This window comes from Anoxybacillus eryuanensis (assembly GCF_051200995.1).
Classification (GTDB): domain Bacteria; phylum Bacillota; class Bacilli; order Bacillales; family Anoxybacillaceae; genus Anoxybacillus; species Anoxybacillus tengchongensis.
The window spans coordinates 132,518-148,586 of the sequence record NZ_JBPODS010000002.1; the positions used below are offsets into that span (position 1 = coordinate 132,518).

The 16,069-nt window shown below is 42.0% G+C and carries 17 protein-coding genes; 3 read left to right on the forward strand and 14 right to left on the reverse strand.

The genetic code is table 11. From position 1 onward, the window contains the following. The 3 genes from HNQ84_RS03170 to HNQ84_RS03180 all read left to right on the forward strand — a co-directional run. Nucleotides 1–346 (forward strand): DUF1640 domain-containing protein (locus HNQ84_RS03170; RefSeq protein WP_435621142.1); only part of this gene is annotated, 346 nt, incomplete at its 5' end. A gap of 311 nt (nucleotides 347–657) precedes the next feature. Then, a complete protein-coding gene (proB, locus tag HNQ84_RS03175; protein WP_435621143.1) occupies nucleotides 658–1,776 on the forward strand; it encodes a glutamate 5-kinase in 1,119 nt (372 codons plus the stop codon). 21 nt (nucleotides 1,777–1,797) lie between these two features. Next, complete coding sequence (locus tag HNQ84_RS03180) at nucleotides 1,798–3,039, forward strand: glutamate-5-semialdehyde dehydrogenase (protein ID WP_435621144.1); 1,242 nt, start codon at nucleotides 1,798–1,800, stop codon at nucleotides 3,037–3,039. A gap of 24 nt (nucleotides 3,040–3,063) precedes the next feature. Here the strand turns inward: HNQ84_RS03180 and HNQ84_RS03185 are convergent, their stop codons facing one another. The 14 genes from HNQ84_RS03185 to HNQ84_RS03250 form a co-directional block, all read right to left on the reverse strand. Continuing rightward, a complete protein-coding gene (locus HNQ84_RS03185; protein WP_435621145.1) occupies nucleotides 3,064–3,546 on the reverse strand; it encodes a hypothetical protein in 483 nt (160 codons plus the stop codon). Between the two features lie 22 nt (nucleotides 3,547–3,568). Beyond that, complete coding sequence (locus HNQ84_RS03190; RefSeq protein WP_435621146.1) at nucleotides 3,569–4,402, reverse strand: 5'-3' exonuclease; 834 nt, start codon at nucleotides 4,400–4,402, stop codon at nucleotides 3,569–3,571. A gap of 100 nt (nucleotides 4,403–4,502) precedes the next feature. Beyond that, nucleotides 4,503–4,700, reverse strand: a complete 198-nt coding sequence (locus HNQ84_RS03195) for a hypothetical protein (protein WP_183248175.1) — start codon at nucleotides 4,698–4,700, stop codon at nucleotides 4,503–4,505. Nucleotides 4,701–5,417: 717 nt separating this feature from the next. After that, nucleotides 5,418–5,960: a hypothetical protein gene (locus HNQ84_RS03200; protein WP_429633090.1), complete on the reverse strand. Its 543-nt coding sequence runs from the start codon at nucleotides 5,958–5,960 to the stop codon at nucleotides 5,418–5,420. Between the two features lie 15 nt (nucleotides 5,961–5,975). Continuing rightward, the gene (locus HNQ84_RS03205) at nucleotides 5,976–6,848 is read right to left on the reverse strand and encodes an SAR2788 family putative toxin (RefSeq protein ID WP_435621147.1); all 873 of its coding nucleotides are present in this window, start codon (nucleotides 6,846–6,848) and stop codon (nucleotides 5,976–5,978) included. 15 nt (nucleotides 6,849–6,863) lie between these two features. Next, nucleotides 6,864–7,904 (reverse strand): S8 family peptidase, encoded by a 1,041-nt coding sequence (locus tag HNQ84_RS03210; RefSeq protein ID WP_435621148.1) that lies wholly within the window; start codon nucleotides 7,902–7,904, stop codon nucleotides 6,864–6,866. 146 nt (nucleotides 7,905–8,050) lie between these two features. Continuing rightward, nucleotides 8,051–8,254, reverse strand: coding sequence for a hypothetical protein (locus tag HNQ84_RS03215; protein WP_435621149.1), 204 nt, complete (start codon nucleotides 8,252–8,254; stop codon nucleotides 8,051–8,053). Between the two features lie 5 nt (nucleotides 8,255–8,259). Then, nucleotides 8,260–8,547, reverse strand: a complete 288-nt coding sequence (locus HNQ84_RS03220) for a ferredoxin family protein (RefSeq protein WP_041638309.1) — start codon at nucleotides 8,545–8,547, stop codon at nucleotides 8,260–8,262. Further along, nucleotides 8,544–9,839 (reverse strand): FAD-dependent oxidoreductase, encoded by a 1,296-nt coding sequence (locus tag HNQ84_RS03225; RefSeq protein WP_435621150.1) that lies wholly within the window; start codon nucleotides 9,837–9,839, stop codon nucleotides 8,544–8,546. The genes HNQ84_RS03220 and HNQ84_RS03225 overlap by 4 nt, the downstream gene beginning before the upstream one ends. Next, complete coding sequence (locus tag HNQ84_RS03230) at nucleotides 9,832–10,881, reverse strand: electron transfer flavoprotein subunit alpha/FixB family protein (RefSeq protein ID WP_435621151.1); 1,050 nt, start codon at nucleotides 10,879–10,881, stop codon at nucleotides 9,832–9,834. Before HNQ84_RS03230 ends, HNQ84_RS03225 begins: the two co-directional genes overlap by 8 nt. A gap of 11 nt (nucleotides 10,882–10,892) precedes the next feature. Further along, nucleotides 10,893–11,705: an electron transfer flavoprotein subunit beta/FixA family protein gene (locus HNQ84_RS03235; protein WP_435621152.1), complete on the reverse strand. Its 813-nt coding sequence runs from the start codon at nucleotides 11,703–11,705 to the stop codon at nucleotides 10,893–10,895. Between the two features lie 98 nt (nucleotides 11,706–11,803). Further along, on the reverse strand, nucleotides 11,804–12,952 hold the full coding sequence (locus HNQ84_RS03240; RefSeq protein ID WP_435621153.1) for a saccharopine dehydrogenase family protein: 1,149 nt from the start codon (nucleotides 12,950–12,952) through the stop codon (nucleotides 11,804–11,806). A 12-nt stretch (nucleotides 12,953–12,964) separates the two neighbouring features. Then, the gene (locus HNQ84_RS03245) at nucleotides 12,965–14,440 is read right to left on the reverse strand and encodes an aldehyde dehydrogenase family protein (RefSeq protein ID WP_435621154.1); all 1,476 of its coding nucleotides are present in this window, start codon (nucleotides 14,438–14,440) and stop codon (nucleotides 12,965–12,967) included. Next, a complete protein-coding gene (locus HNQ84_RS03250; RefSeq protein WP_435621155.1) occupies nucleotides 14,437–16,062 on the reverse strand; it encodes a thiamine pyrophosphate-binding protein in 1,626 nt (541 codons plus the stop codon). The genes HNQ84_RS03245 and HNQ84_RS03250 overlap by 4 nt, the downstream gene beginning before the upstream one ends. Nucleotides 16,063–16,069 lie beyond the last annotated feature (7 nt).

Here is a 16,069-nt window from a genome sequence, read left to right on the forward strand (position 1 = left end):
TCAACTCCGTACTGAAATGCAGGAAATGGGCAATCAACTCCGTACTGAAATGCAGGAAATGGGCAATCAACTCCGTACTGAAATGCAGGAAATGGGCAATCAACTCCGTACTGAAATGCAGGAAATGGGGCAACAGCTTCGCTCGGAAATTCGAGGCGTAGAAAGCAAATTAGAAGCGAAAATTGACGATCTTAAACAAGAAATGGACAAGCAGTTTGAGCAACTAAACGAAAAAGTTGATCAACTACGCGATGAACTAACCGACACGCAAGAAACTGTCGATCTACTTTCTTCTAAAACACTTCAACATGAGCGTAAACTCCGTCTTTTGTCTAAACAGTCGTAAAATCCGTTGACATCTTCGTTATTTTGTTTCATAATTCTGAAAAAAGGTATATATGGAACGAGGTACGGGACGAGTAAACCGATGGAACGTGCAAGAGAGTGGAACTCATAGGCTGGAAGGTTCCTCACGGAAAGTCGGTTGAACCTACCCTATACGGCCGCTTATGCAAACATAAGCCGTCTCCCCTACGTTACAGGGTAAGAGGTGGGCGCATTGCGTCAAAAAAGGTGGTACCGCGGAAATAACGTTTTTCCGTCCTTTTCTACAAGGGCGGGGAAGCGTTTTTTATTTTGCAGTAAAGGAGTGAAATGGTGAAAAAAAAGCGAATCGTCGTCAAAATTGGCAGTAGCTCATTAACTGAAAAAAACGGAACGCTTTCGGAGCAAAAGCTTCGTGAACATGTCGAAGCACTGGCGTATATGAAACAGCTTGGGCACGATGTCATTCTCATTTCTTCCGGAGCGGTCGCCGCTGGATTTGGGTTGCTCGGATATCGTTCCCGCCCGAAAACAATGGCGGGAAAGCAAGCAGCCGCAGCTGTTGGGCAAGGAATGCTCATGCAAAGCTACATTTCTTCCTTTCGTTCGTTTCATATCGTTACTGGGCAATTGTTGTTAACACGCGCAGATTTTTACGACCGCGAGCGATTTCGCAATTTGTTTGCAACAATTTCTACACTACTTGACCGCGGGGTTCTTCCAATTATTAACGAAAATGACTCAGTCTCTGTCGAAGAGTTGACATTTGGGGATAATGATTTATTATCCGCCTTGGTGAGCGGTTTTTTACATGCCGATGCCTTAATCATTTTAACGGACATTAACGGGCTATATGACCAACACCCGAGCCACCCAGAAGCAAAAAAATATCATTTTCTCTCCGAAATTACTGACGAACTGATGGAACAAGCAGGCGGAAGCGGGTCAACGGTTGGAACAGGCGGAATGAAATCGAAGCTACTTGCGGCGCAAAAGGCACTTTCTTTCGGCGTCAGCGTCTTTATCGGCACCGGGAAAGGAAAAGAAAAGCTCAAACATATTTTAGAAGGAAAAGGTGACGGAACGTATATCGGCACTCCTTTTCACGGACATATGCAAACACGGAAGCAATGGATTGCCTATCACTCAAAAGTGGCTGGAGCAATTGAAATTGATGAAGGAGCAGAAAGCGCCCTTTTGCATAAAGGAAAAAGTTTGTTGCCTGCTGGGGTGACCAATGTGTTTGGCTCATTTCAAGCGCTCGATGTCGTCAACGTCGTCAATCAAAAAGGCGATGTGATTGCTAGAGGGCAAGTATATTATGCAGCAGACGACTTACAAAAAGTAAAAGGAATGGCAAGTGAACAAGCAAAACAATATTCTTTTCATCACCGTCCAGAAGTTATTCATCGTGATCATTTAGTTTGCTTAAAAAGGACGTCTGTCCGCTAAAAACGAAAGGAGCGAAAACGGATGAGTGAATTACTAACAAAAGCAAAAAAGTTGAAACAAGCCGCGAAACGTTTAGCGATTTTATCGACGGAAGAAAAAAACGAGGCGCTTTCAATGATCGCGGAAGCGCTAATTGCGCAAATGCCGTACATTTTACAAGAAAACGAAAAAGATATGGCGCTCGGAAAAGAAAACGGGCTCTCTCCTTCCTTGCTTGACCGGTTGCAACTTACCGAAGAACGCATTCATCAAATGGCTGATGGCGTTCGCCAAGTTATCAACTTGCCAGATCCGATTGGAGAAACGATCGAACAATGGACGCGACCAAACGGACTACGATTGAAACAAATTCGCGTACCGCTTGGTGTTGTCGGCATAGTGTACGAAGCGCGGCCAAATGTGACAGTCGATGCAGCTAGTCTTTGCTTAAAAACGGGAAATGCCGTCTTGTTACGCGGCAGTTCTTCCGCTATTCACTCAAATAAAGCGCTTGTTTCCGTTATGCAACAAGCGTTAAAACGGTCTTCTGTTCCAGTTGACGCGATTCAACTACTAGAAGATACGAGTCGCGAAACGGCACAACATATGTTTCGCTTAAAAGAATATGTAGACGTTCTCATCCCACGCGGCGGCGCTGGTCTCATTCAATCCGTCGTCGAAAACGCCACGATTCCTGTATTAGAAACAGGGGTCGGCAATTGTCATATTTTCATTGACGACTCTGCTGAAAAAGAAATGGCGATCGATATTGTCATAAACGCCAAACTGCAACGCCCGTCCGTATGCAACGCGGTCGAAACAGTATTGATTCACGAAAAGTGGTCATATACAAAAGAATTGCTTGAAACGTTGCACGGAAAAGGGGTCGAATTGCGTGCCGACAAACAGCTTGCGGCTACATACCCGTTCGTCTGTGAGGCAAAAGAAGAAGACTGGGCGACCGAATTTTTAGCCCCAATTTTAGCGGTGAAGCTCGTCAAAACAGTCGATGAAGCCATTGAGCATATTGAACGCTACGGCACGAAACATTCGGAAGCGATTATTTCCGAATGCAATGAACATGTAGAGCAGTTTTTCGCGCGCGTCGATGCCGCTGTATTGTACCATAACGCCTCTACCCGTTTCACCGACGGCGAACAATTCGGGTACGGCGCGGAAATCGGCATTAGCACGCAAAAACTGCACGCCCGCGGCCCAATGGGCTTGCGCGCCATCACGACAACAAAAACGCTCGTGTATGGAAATGGGCAAGTTCGTAAATAAAAACCAGCCTCTATATGGGGCTGGTTAAAACATATTCAACAACTTTTTCCACTGTTCATAATACACATCTTTCGGGACTCGATACCATGTGTGAATTTTATTATGCTCGCTACAAAACTCATCACCTTCTAAAATATACACATAGTCACGCTTTTCGAAAATAATAATATGCCAACCTTGCTCGAGGTCAAAAAAAGGGCGATCAATTGTGCCGATCGGAATATCATGTTCATCCCACATCCCCAAAAATTCCTCTGCAAAATCCCACCATGGAAATGTAGTAACAATTTCATTTCGTTTTGCGCTATAAAAGTAAATATGTTTTCCCCATGTTTTGTTACTCTTAGCCGTTATTAAAATTTCAAAATCATCAATGATAGGAAAAGACTCTAAATCTAATGCCCTTAATGTAGACTCGTCTACATTCGTTAGCACTTTTTTATTGTTCAACGTCCGGCTTTTTCTGCGACAATGAAACAATCCACTTGTTGTTCCTCCCACTAACATACATATCCTCCTATACTTCGTCCTACCGAATCGCTTCTAATACTTCCGCAAACCGCTTGCGCTCTCCCTCCCATTTCGCTTCTTCCAATCGTAAGGAAATCGGAATATCGCAATGGATGACCGCAAGTTTTCGCGACAAATGAAGCAAGTCGAGATGTTCAGTTATTTTTTGTTGCTGGGCTTTCGTTAAGTTCGCTACGTTTGCCAAAATTCCTTCAATCGAGCCGTATTGTTGAATGAGTTTAAACGCTTGTTTTTCGCCGATGCCGCGCACGCCTGGGTAATTGTCGCTTGCATCGCCCATAAGCGCCTTCACATCGACGAGCTGCTGTGGTTGAATCCGTTTTTCTTCAATAAAGCGTCCGAGCGTATACGCCTCGTAGTTGCCGATGCCTTTTGCCAACAAATAGACAGTGACACGCTCTGAAAGAAGCTGAAACAAATCGCGGTCTCCGGTTACAATCGAAATGCCCATCTCATCACGATATTGCTTTACAAGCGAGCCGATGCAATCGTCCGCTTCGGCACCAAGTACGCCGATATTCGGAATACCTAGCATCGCAACCGCTTCTTTCGCCAAATCAAACTGCGGCATTAATTCATGCGGCGGCTCGCCTCGATTCGCCTTATAATCTGGAAACCATTCGGTGCGAAACGTCGTGCTTCCCATATCCCAACAACAAATGACATGCGTCGGCTGAAATGCATTTGTTGCTGCTTCGATTTGTTTCACTACCCCATATACCGCGTTCGTCGGCACGCCACGGCTATTGATCATCCAACGTGGTGCTGTCGCATAAAACGATCGAAACAATAACGCCATCCCGTCAATTAATAACAAATGTCCTCGTTCCATCTTCGTTGTCCTTTCTATGTATCGATGAAACAAGTATAACAAAAAACCACCCCATATAGGATGGCTGAAACGTTCAAACATATTTTGTCCAAGGTATAATTTATTGCAGACGTCTTTTTAAAAAACGAACTAACTTCATAATTGACCATACAATAACAAATACGACACCGTAAACAACGACAAAAATAACAATACCTTTTAATAAAAGAAGTAAAATTCCTTTCCAACTCTCTTTAGACCAACTCATGTACAAAAGACACATAAGAAATGCAAAGAAAGCAATGTAACTTTTTTTCATGATATTTCCTCTTTCATACTTTGAAGTCATAAGTAGATAAAACACCATTAACTCGAAAACCAAATGTTTTTATTTCTAAATCGTACTCTAGATTGAAGGGCATGATACGAATTTTCCAAATACCATCTGGTTTATCCAAATGAAGAAAAAAAGAAAAATCTACAATTGAAAATACTTTTTGTATCTTTTTTCTGATCAAGTTCTATCTTAATCCTAAAAACTGCTTCTCCATGTGGATGATACCATATCATTTCAACAAATCTATCAGTTTTTTCAACATGCGAAATAACACAATGAATGATACAGTATTTGTCAAGTGGAGTAAAAACTTTTTTTATCTCTAAAGGATTACGCTCACCGTCAAGTTCAGTGCAACTATTTACACTAAATAACTGTAGATGAACAAATTTACTAACATAAATTTACAAACAAACAAAAAAGAAGACATGAACCCGATTCCTTGGTTAGAATAGATGTGCCACAACTACTCACAAGGAGGTTCATGTCTCATCAAAGTTCGACAGGTAACAGGCACAACGACATCCTGCGCAAGAGAAAAGGGCAAAGTCTTGTGGAGTTCATTTACAGCGCAGCAAAACAAAATATTCCTATTGATACCGTGAAAAACAGCTCCATGTGGCATAGGGGGTACCCTGTTTGCCTTTTTCACATAATAATTATTGTCATGAAAATTGCTCAACTACAGTTACATATCAATTACATATCAATATATCCTGCTTTGACAAGGGAAAAAAGATATAGCTTGTAATCTATGTTTCCGATGACACAGTTTTCAGGGGCTATTCCTTTGAACACAATTAATTCATGAGATATCTTTTCACATTGTCCATGAGTCGAGAGAAACGAGCCTAGGTATGTTCCGTCAGGGCTTTGAAAAAATATATAGAGTAAACTTCCTTGACCTATAGCATGTAATCGATCTTCAACTACTGAATGATCTACCTTCTTATTAAGCACTCCATTCAATCTCATAAATTCTAAATGATCTTTTTTCTCTTCCTCACTGAACAAATTTTTTAAAACTTCTGGATCGTGTATAGCATAACATTTTGTCACATGAGAAGAATTAAAATAAGGATCATTTTGTAGTTCTGGAAATAATTTAATATCCACTTCTTCAGCATTATATTTAGTTTTTAGAATATTATCAATTTGGTTTAGATTAAATTTAGGAAGGTTCAATTGTTTGTATTTTTTATGAGCTTCAAGTTCATCAAAATCATTAAATGATAGAATCATCATATCCCCCCGTTTTTAGTACGAATAGAATGAATGACCTCCAGAACGATTCCATTTGTGGAAATGAGGTAAAAATTTAGGATAAGATCCATGTGGTGAGTCAAAAACTGGCTCTCTACCACCACCAGCCTCCTTAGCTACTTTTTTTGCTAATCCACTTGTTTTTGACCAAACGTTATTAGTTTCGAAATCTTTTCCATTCAACCTGCTTATTGCTTCACTCAAAGAGATAGGATTACCAATATATACTCCTTCCTTTGTTTTTAGATAGGCTGCATAATGGTCATAATTCTTATTTCGTAATGTTGGAACTATCTCAGATGCTAAAGTATAAGTTACCCCTGCTATCACAAATGCAAGACCAAGAGCAATTAAATGTTCTAATAGAGCTTCACCTACAACTACAGCGATTGGAATCAGGAATGCAAAAGATGCATGCAATTCATTTGTATTTATTTCGTATTTTTCACCTGTATTCATATCTGTAAAAGTGGCGACTATTCCATATTCTGTAGCCTGTTGTACATCTACCTTGTATTCTTTCTCTACTTGGTTTCCTTCAGAATCTGTTTCTACAGATTTCACTGTAAATTCCCTCGTATCTTTATCCATAGACAGAGAGACAGTGGCATGCCCATCATCAGTAGCATCTGTTGCAACATCACTAGTCCCTTCTATTACGTTGTCAATATCAGTTGAAACTTCACTCTGAATCTCTAATGTTTTCTCGTTATTTTGTACAACTGTAATATTTTCTTCATTTACTACACCCGTTTGTGTCGAGGTGTCTGTTATCTCATCTGCTAATACGTTACTACTTACTGGTATTATTCCAATAAGAAGAATTAAAGTCAATGGAATGGATATAACCCGTTTAAATTTAAACATTCATATCTCACCTTTTTATGATAATTTTACAAATCCGTTCCCATAATATGTTTTATTTCCTATTTTTATAGAATATCTTCTTAAAATATCTATCACTTCAGATGAAAACTTTTTATTCTTTTTAAGTTTAGATATTCCAAATTGCTCTGGTTCCTCTAAAATAATAGCAACAATTCCTGTTACATAGGCCGCTGCTAAGGAAGTTCCGCTATACATGCCATAGCCGCCATTATTGGACGTGGTTAGAATATCTACACCTGGAGCAGAAAAATCAATCTTTCCCCGTGCTGAAAAACTGGCCATTTTATAATTACTATTTACTGCTGTTACAGAAATAACATCTTTATAATTAGCAGGATAATCTGTCTTTCCCCCATAATTATTTCCTGCAGCAGCTACAACGATTATGCCAGAGTTAATAGCAGTTTCAATTGCTTTCCGCAGTTCTGGATTATCCAATGACATGCCAAAACTAATATTCATTACCTGTACTTTATTATCAATGCACCATTTGATTCCTCTTACTAAGTCTCTAACATTTCCACGCCCTTTATCATCCAGAACTTTTACTGAATATATTTCTACGTTAGGAGAAACTCCTCGAATGCCAATCTCGTTATCACTAGCAGCTATAATACCTGCAATAGCTGTTCCGTGACCATATGTATCATACAGAGGTTGACCTGGATTGATTGCATTAAACTCCTTTACTACTTTTCCTTTAAGATCCTCATGTTCTCTGTTAATACCACTATCTAAAATTGCAACCTTAACTTTTGAGACAAGCTCCTGCTTAACCTGCAGTTTATTGATACCTATACTATTTGCTCCCCAGGGAATAACTTGTTTTTTAGTACTCATCAGTAACTGCATATCATTTAATTTTCTTCGTGAGTTATCTATCAGCCTTAGATGGTTTGATTTTTCCCCTCCATCATTAGCACTACTGGCATGTGTTTTGAAATTATCAGTTTTAAAAAAATTCTTTGAAACATAAAAGGAAATTACTAGAACCAACGATAGTATCAGTAAAATAATCTTTTTCAACCTAACCACCCCCTTTCTAGCAAAATAGGACTATTTAATTAAACTCGTGGTACTAGTTGAACTCTTCCACTCAACTAACACCACGGGTTAATAATAATAATATCTGTCAACCCCTTTTTTAGAATAAATTGTATATAAAGAAACAAAAAACCACCCTAAGATAAAGGGTGGCTGATGTTAGAAGAAACGCGAATCGTTTGTTTTTTCGTTAGTTCTTTATCAACCTTCAATAGCTCTTTTTTCTCCCAGCTAACAACATAGTCTTCCCATAAAACGTGGCACGAGTGATCGTCAACTTCAAGTACGATACCACGCACACCATCACGCATAAATACGACGCAATCTCCGACTTGAACCATGCACATCACCCTAGACGGAAGACGATGCCATGACCGCCGCGTGGATATTCCCAGCGAATGTTTTCGTGCGGACAGCCGATGCGACAGCTGCCGCACTCATGACAGCCTTCATAGCCAACGTGCATCCGAACTTCTTCCCATTTATAAACAGCTGCTGGGCAAAAAATTGTACAAATTTTATCGGGGCATTTCGTTAAACAAATGTTGTCATCAAGCACGTGAAGATGCGATTTCGTATCCGCGTTAAAACGGACTAAATATTGCTTTTCTTCAATCGTTTGCGCCTTCATCATTTCATCACCTTCCACGCTTTCATCATATCGCGCACCAGTTTAAACTTCTGCTTTGTCGAGCCGAGATCATGCCAAATTTTTTTCTGTTTTTCCCATTTTGACGCACCGTCCACTGTAAACATTTGGCTTGCTGCGCGGTTCATCATCGGGATATATTGTTCAAAATATTGTGGGAATCTCTCAAAATGATGCGTCGCGTCTTTATATTTTTTCAAATCTTGCCCGATAAAGCTTTCCATGAGCTTCATTCGGTATTGGTCAAGCATGCTTTCGGAAAAGTCGTTTCGTTCTTTTGCCATGATGATTGTTTCTGCCGCTAACCGACCGGACGTCATCGCCATGTTGGAACCTTCGCGATGAATTGCATTGACAAGCTGTGCCGCATCTCCAACGACAAGCACTCCGTTTCCTGCCACTTTCGGAATCGAATGATAGCCGCCTTCTGGAATTAAATGCGCTAAATATTCCACCGGTTCACTACCTTGAATGTACGGGCGAATCATTGGGTGATTTTTTACATATTCAAGCAGTTCATAAGGCTTGATTTTATGCTTAATTAATCCGGATAAAAGTGTACCAACGCCGATACTAAGCGTGTCTTTATTCGTATATAAAAATCCCGTTCCTAAAATCCCTTTTGTTGCATCGCCAAAAATTTCAATCGTACAGCCTTGATTCGCTTCAAGATTAAATCGATCTTCAATAATATTTTTATCTAATTTTAAAATTTCCATCGTCGCTAAAGCGACTTCATCTGGCCGCCATTCACGATGGAAGCCGAGCTGCTTCGCAAGCAACGAGTTGACGCCATCCGCTAACACGACGACATCGGCATAAATATCCCCATCTGGCCGGTCCGTACGGACGCCAACGACGCGGCCGTTTTCGACAATACATTCGACCGCTACCGTCTCACATACAAGAAGCGCTCCTTGTTCGACTGCTTTTTCCGCAAACCATTGGTCAAATTTCGCACGCAATACGGTAAAATTATTGTACGGCTCACGCCCCCATTCTAACCCTTTATAGCTAAACGTGACGGCCGATTGTTTATCCATCATCATAAACCGTTGCTCAACAATCGGGCGTTCTAACGGCGCTTCTTTATAAAACTCGGGAATAATATCTTCCATCATTTTGCGGTACAATACGCCGCCCATAACGTTTTTCGCCCCTGGATACTCGCCACGTTCTAGAAGCAACACGTTTACTCCAGCTTTTGCTAGTTCATAGGCACAAGCCGTCCCAGCTGGGCCTGCGCCAACGACAATACAATCAAATTTTTCAGACATGGCGGATCTCCTCCTTCACATCGGCAGCTGCTTTTAGCTTCGGAATTTCTTCTTTGAATCGTTCGATTAACAGCGGAACGATTTCAAACGCATCGCCAACAATGCCGTAATGACATGATTGGAAAATCGGTGCGTTCGGGTCTTTATTGATGGCGATAATGAGGTCGGAATTTTGCATACCGACGACGTGTTGAATGGCACCCGAAATGCCGATCGCAAAATAAATTTTCGGCGTCACTGTTACGCCGGTTTGCCCGACTTGGTGATGATGGTCAATCCACCCTGCCTCGACGACATCACGGCTCGCCCCAACTGCACCGCCAAGCACTTCGGCTAGTTGGTGAATGAGTTGGAATCCTTCTTTGCTGCCCATGCCTTTTCCGCCAGCAACAATAATATCCGCTTCATCAATTCTCGCTTTTTTCGTTGCCTCTCTTACAATCTCTAATACTTTCGTCCGCATCTCTTCTTCGCGTAATTCAATGTGTTCTTCCACTATTTTTCCTGTTCTCGACGGATCTGGCGGTAGCGCTTTCATTACTTTTGGACGAACGGTTGCCATTTGCGGACGATATTTTTTACATAAAATTGTCGCCATAATGTTTCCGCCAAACGCAGGACGGCTCGCCAATAATAGCCCGGTGTCTTCCTCAATATCGAGTATCGTTGTGTCGGCCGTTAAGCCTGTCGGTAAATCGGTAGCGATGGCGCTTGCTAAATCTTTTCCAGATGGCGTTGCTCCATATAAAATAACTTCAGGTTTATGTTTATGACAACAATCTAGTAATGCGCGCATATATGGTTCTGTTCGGTAATGCTCAAAAATCGGATCGTCATATACATATATAACATCCGCACCGTATTGAAAAAGCGTTGGTGCAATTGTTTTTACACCACTACCAATTAAAACACCAGCGAGTTCTGTTTTCCGTTTATCTGCAAGCGCACGTCCTGCTCCTAACAGCTCTAACGATACAGGCGCAACGTGTCCGTCTTTCACTTCAATGTATATCCATATCCCCCGGTAATTATCAAAATTCATCGCTACTCCCCCTATGAAAAAAGCTCTTTTTTCTCAAGTACAATAGATAGAAGTTCGCTCACTTGTTGTTCTTTTGTTCCTGTTAATATTTTTCCACCTTCCGGTTTTGGCGGTGCCCATACTTTTGAAACAATCGTTGGAGATCCTTTTAGTCCTAGTTGTTTGCGGTCAACATTTTCTAAGTCGTCTGCTGTCCAAATCGTTGGTTGATATCGTGCGGCTTTAATCATGTTTGGCAAAGGTGCAAAGGAGATGTCGTTGATGTCTTTTTCTACGGTAAACAAACAAGGTAACTGCGATTTCACCACTTCATATCCATCTTCTAGTTTGCGATGAACAATCGCATACCCTTTTTCTTTATTTACTTCAACAACTTTGTTTACGCCAGTGAGAGGAGGAATATTTAAACGACGTGCAATGCCTGGCCCGACTTGTCCTGTATCTCCGTCAATCGTCATTTTTCCACAAATAATGAGGTCAATCGGACGCTGTTTTGCGATTTTTTCAAGCGCTTTTGTCAATGCATAGCTTGTAGCGAGCGTATCTGCTCCGGCAAATGCTCGGTCGGAGATCATATACCCTTCATCTGCTCCAAGCTCAACACATTTTTTAATGGCTTTTACTGCTGGTGGAGGACCCATCGTTAAGACAGAAACGGTTCCGCCATATTTCTTTTTTAAACGAACAGCCTCTTCTACCGCATGAGCATCATACGGATTCAAAATGGCAGGAGCGCTCCCACGGTCCATCGTGTTCGTTTTCGGATTCATTTTAATAATTTTCGTATCTGGTACTTGCTTAATACAAGCTACAATATGTAGCATATGTTCACCTCCATATCCACTTGATGTATGAATATTCTAGCATAATTCATAAACCATCCGTCATAATAATCAGAAAATTTACTATTTTGTTCACAATCTCAGCGAACAGTCGAACGAATAACGACGCCGCGACGAACCATTTCTTCAATATAGCGATCGCCCGGAACGATTTGCTCAGGTGGGTATGCCCCGCGCTTTTGAATCGTTCCGTCTCCAATCATTTGTGCAACGACAGAAATGGTATATGCAGTGGAACGTGCCATGGCCGTCACATGTTTGTGGCGATCTTTTTCTGTCACCATTTCGTATTCATACGTTCTTTCTTTCCCGTCTTTTTCCCCTGCTACAACGACACGCAATAAAACAACATCGTCTTTTTCTTTTAACTCCAAAAGCGGTGTGAGCACTTTCAATAATACATCGCGTGGACGTACGACTATCCCGTCTACCTCCACTTCATAATCGCGATGTGTTAGTTGTAAATCAACAAGGAGTTGAAATTTTTCCGCATGACCTGGATAGCGAATGGTTTTATATTCTAAACATTTTACATTCGGGTAGGAACGCGGCAACGTTGATGTTCCTCCTGATGTATGAAACGCTTCAAGCGGTCCGAAACGTTCAAAATAAATCGTTTCAACTTCTGATAAAGACGGCACTTGTTGTTTTTGCCCATCACGAATAATAAACGAAGGATCGGTGTAATGATCAAGCAAACCTTCAAGGGAAAAGACGTGATTGTATCCAAGTGGTGGCTCTGGCCGAAGAGGAATGCCACCAACATATAATTTAATAGTATGAACGCGATCAAGTTTACTTGCTCCATATCCTGTTAAAATATTAATCATCCCTGGAGCAACGCCTAAATCGGGAATTAACGTGACTCCTGCTCGTTTTGCTTGCTCATGTAAAGCGAGAACCCGGTCGGTCACATGTCCGATATGGCCACCTAAGTCTACGGCGTGTACACCCGTTTCAATGGCCGCTTTCGCTACCTTTTCGTTAAACGTATAAAACAGTGCATTGATGGCCACATCATGCCCATGCATCGCAGCCTGCAGTTCTTGATCATTCGCTGCATTCACTCGCTTCACTTTCACTTTTTCTGATGCCAACGAACGTTGAACGGCTTTTGCTTTCTCCTCATCGACATCAGCAAGCGTCACCGATGACACCGCTTGCTGTTCAATTAAATCGCGTACAGCTTCTTTCCCCATTAAACCTGCCCCAAGAACAATGACATTCATCTTTCAACCTCCTCACACATCAATTTGTGCACGTTGTAATTTACCACTATAGTCAACGTAAATGCTTTTCCACTCCGTAAACACATCAAGTGCAGCTACACCTGAATCACGATGCCCATTCCCTGTTCCTTTCGTTCCACCGAACGGCAAGTGGATTTCTGCCCCTGTCGTTCCCGCGTTAACGTATACAATTCCTGTATCGAAATCGCGCATCGCTGTAAAAGCTCGGTGAATATCACGTGTAAAAATGGCACTCGAAAGTCCATAATCAACGCTGTTATTGACTTCAATCGCTTCTTCTAAACTGCGAACACATATGATCGATGCGACTGGACCGAAAATTTCTTCACGTGCAATAGTCATTGTTGGTGTGACGTTTGTAAACAATGTTGGGGCATAATAAAACCCGCCTTTATACTGATCACCTTGCATGATATAGCCTCCTGCAAGCAACGTTGCTCCTTCGTTTTTCCCGATTTGAACGTAATGATGAATTTTTTGCAATGCCTCTTGATTAATGACTGGTCCAACTTTCACTCCTTCCTCTAGGCCGTTTCCAACCGTTAATGTGTTCATCGCCGCGAGTAAACGTTCTTCCAATTGTTGTTTCACACGTTCATGAACGATAATTCGACTGCATGCAGTACAGCGTTGCCCAGACGTACCAAAAGCGCTCCATATGATCGCCTCCACAGCAAGTGAGATATCAGCATCGTCCATGACGATAATGGCGTTTTTCCCACCCATTTCAAGCGATACTTTTTTCAACTGACGGCCGCACGTTTCGGCAATTCGTCTTCCGACTTCATTGGATCCTGTAAACGAAATCACTTTGACATTTGGATGTTTAACAACCGCTTCGCCAACAATAGAACCGCGTCCATGTACAACATTGAATACACCATTTGGTAATCCGGCCTGCTCGAATATTTGCGCAAGTTGCTGTGCCATCATTGGTGTTTCAAGCGCGGGTTTCCAAACGACTGCATTTCCGGCAACGATGGCAGGAAACGACTTCCACGTTGCGATCGCAATTGGAAAGTTCCACGGAGTAATTAAACCGACGACGCCAATCGGGGCGCGAACGCTCATCGCAAATTTATTCGGCAACTCTGACGGAGTCGTATCACCAAATAACCGTCTACCTTCTCCTGCCATGTAAAACGCCATATCAATCCCTTCCTGCACTTCACCACGCGCTTCTTCAATGACCTTTCCCATTTCCATCGTTAATAGGCGAGCAATTTGTTCTTTCCGTTCCTGTAGCAACATACCGACTTTATAAAGCACTTCAGCACGCTTCGGTGCAGGAACGAATGCCCATGTTTTCTGTGCCCGTTTCGCCGCCAACACCGCCTGTTCCACATCTTGCTCATTTGAGATCGTCACTTCTCCAATACTTTCACCATTAGCTGGATTAATAATTGGAACAAACTGCTCACTTATAGACGGCATCCATCGTCCATCAATATAGTTTAATACTTTCATTGTTTTCCTCCTCTCACTTGTTCAACTGTTAAAAATGGCGATAATACGTGCCGATCTGTTATCACTTCGATGACAGTCGGCTTATTGCTTTGAAGTGCCTTGGTGAGCGCATGTGAAAATTGTTCTCCGCTTTCTACACGTATACCATCAGCTCCGAGGCTATATGCTACGTTTGCGAACGATATATTGCTTAAGTCTGTTCCGATGACGCGGTTTGGGTAACGGAGCTCTTGGTACATACGAATCGTTCCATACATTTGATTGTTAAATACGATACTAATGATAGGAATGTTGTATCGAACGGCCGTTTCTAGTTCTTGCATCGTCATCATAAACCCACCATCCCCACTCAACGAAATGACCGAACGATGCGGATGAGCTAATTTTGCACCAATGGCTGCGGGTAGTCCATAACCCATCGCTCCTGACGTTGGTCCAATATATGTATGTTGCTGAAATTGAAAAAATGAATGAAGCCAACTTGCGAAATTGCCAGCATCATTTGTAATAATCGAGTTTGAGGGGAGAAGGTGTTGGATGTCATCAATGACACTCTCATTTATGTTACGTTTAACAGGTGGAAGCGATGATACGTGTTCATACGCTTTTCGTCGTTCTTTTGTCCACGCCGCCCAAGTTGGTTGAAGCTTAATGGTAAGCAATCGCTGTAAAACTTCTTTCGCATCAGAAACAATTCCAATGTGTGGGGAATATGTCACACCGATAACATCGTAATCAATGTCGATATGGATGAGTTGTTGCGTTGATAATAACTTATAATCTTGTGTCGTCACTTCTGATAACCGTGTACCGATTGCTAAAACAACATCGGCTTGTTCAACTGTTTCAATAATCACTCGATGCGTTCCTAAACCGAGATGACCAACATACAGCGAATGATCGTTTGGAAATACATCATGCCGACGAAAAGACGCCATAACTGGAAGCGACCATTTTTCAGCGAACAAACGAAGAACATCGGTAGCTTTTGAACGTATAACCCCTCCACCGGCAATGACAACTGGACGTTTTGCTGACTGTAGCAGTTGCTCGATACGCCCAACGTCTTCTTCGTTTGGTGCTGGTTTTGGAACAAATGTTTTAGAAAATTTGACATCATGAATTTGTTCATGAAGAATATCTTCAGGAAGCGAAACGACAACTGGACCAGGTCTCCCTGTTTGTGCGATTCGAAACGCCCTTGTTAGCAATTCTGGTAATCTTTTTGCTTCGTCAATTTCTACCGCCCATTTTGCTAGCGGGCGAAAAAACGCTTCAACATCTACCTCTTGAAATCCTTCACGTCCCCGAAACGATCGTGCAACTTGTCCTAATAATACAACCATCGGCGTTGAATCTTGCTTCGCTGTATGAATACCGATGGCAGCATTCGTCGCCCCTACCGCTCTCGTTGCCATGACGACACCAACTTTTCCGCTTGCCTTCGCATATCCTTCTGCCATAAAGGCAGCTCCGCCTTCATGACGAGCAGAAATGAGCTCGATCATCTGTTCAGAAAAAAGGGCATCAAGAATCGGCAAATAACTTTCCCCTGGCACGCAAAAAACGTGAGAAATGTCCTCGCTTTTCAAACATTGAATGATCACCTCAGCTGCATTCACCGCAAGC

What these genes read in the sequence shown, in the direction of transcription:
- HNQ84_RS03180 (WP_435621144.1), top strand. Translation starts at nt 1,798, where the DNA reads ATGAGTGAATTACTAACAAAAGCAAAAAAGTTGAAACAAGCCGCGAAA.
- HNQ84_RS03185 (WP_435621145.1), bottom strand. Translation starts at nt 3,546, where the DNA reads ATGTTAGTGGGAGGAACAACAAGTGGATTGTTTCATTGTCGCAGAAAA.
- HNQ84_RS03190 (WP_435621146.1), bottom strand. Translation starts at nt 4,402, where the DNA reads ATGGAACGAGGACATTTGTTATTAATTGACGGGATGGCGTTATTGTTT.
- HNQ84_RS03195 (WP_183248175.1), bottom strand. Translation starts at nt 4,700, where the DNA reads ATGAAAAAAAGTTACATTGCTTTCTTTGCATTTCTTATGTGTCTTTTG.
- HNQ84_RS03200 (WP_429633090.1), bottom strand. Translation starts at nt 5,960, where the DNA reads ATGATTCTATCATTTAATGATTTTGATGAACTTGAAGCTCATAAAAAA.
- HNQ84_RS03205 (WP_435621147.1), bottom strand. Translation starts at nt 6,848, where the DNA reads ATGTTTAAATTTAAACGGGTTATATCCATTCCATTGACTTTAATTCTT.
- HNQ84_RS03215 (WP_435621149.1), bottom strand. Translation starts at nt 8,254, where the DNA reads ATGGTTCAAGTCGGAGATTGCGTCGTATTTATGCGTGATGGTGTGCGT.
- HNQ84_RS03220 (WP_041638309.1), bottom strand. Translation starts at nt 8,547, where the DNA reads ATGATGAAGGCGCAAACGATTGAAGAAAAGCAATATTTAGTCCGTTTT.
- HNQ84_RS03225 (WP_435621150.1), bottom strand. Translation starts at nt 9,839, where the DNA reads ATGTCTGAAAAATTTGATTGTATTGTCGTTGGCGCAGGCCCAGCTGGG.
- HNQ84_RS03230 (WP_435621151.1), bottom strand. Translation starts at nt 10,881, where the DNA reads ATGAATTTTGATAATTACCGGGGGATATGGATATACATTGAAGTGAAA.
- HNQ84_RS03235 (WP_435621152.1), bottom strand. Translation starts at nt 11,705, where the DNA reads ATGCTACATATTGTAGCTTGTATTAAGCAAGTACCAGATACGAAAATT.
- HNQ84_RS03240 (WP_435621153.1), bottom strand. Translation starts at nt 12,952, where the DNA reads ATGAATGTCATTGTTCTTGGGGCAGGTTTAATGGGGAAAGAAGCTGTA.
- HNQ84_RS03245 (WP_435621154.1), bottom strand. Translation starts at nt 14,440, where the DNA reads ATGAAAGTATTAAACTATATTGATGGACGATGGATGCCGTCTATAAGT.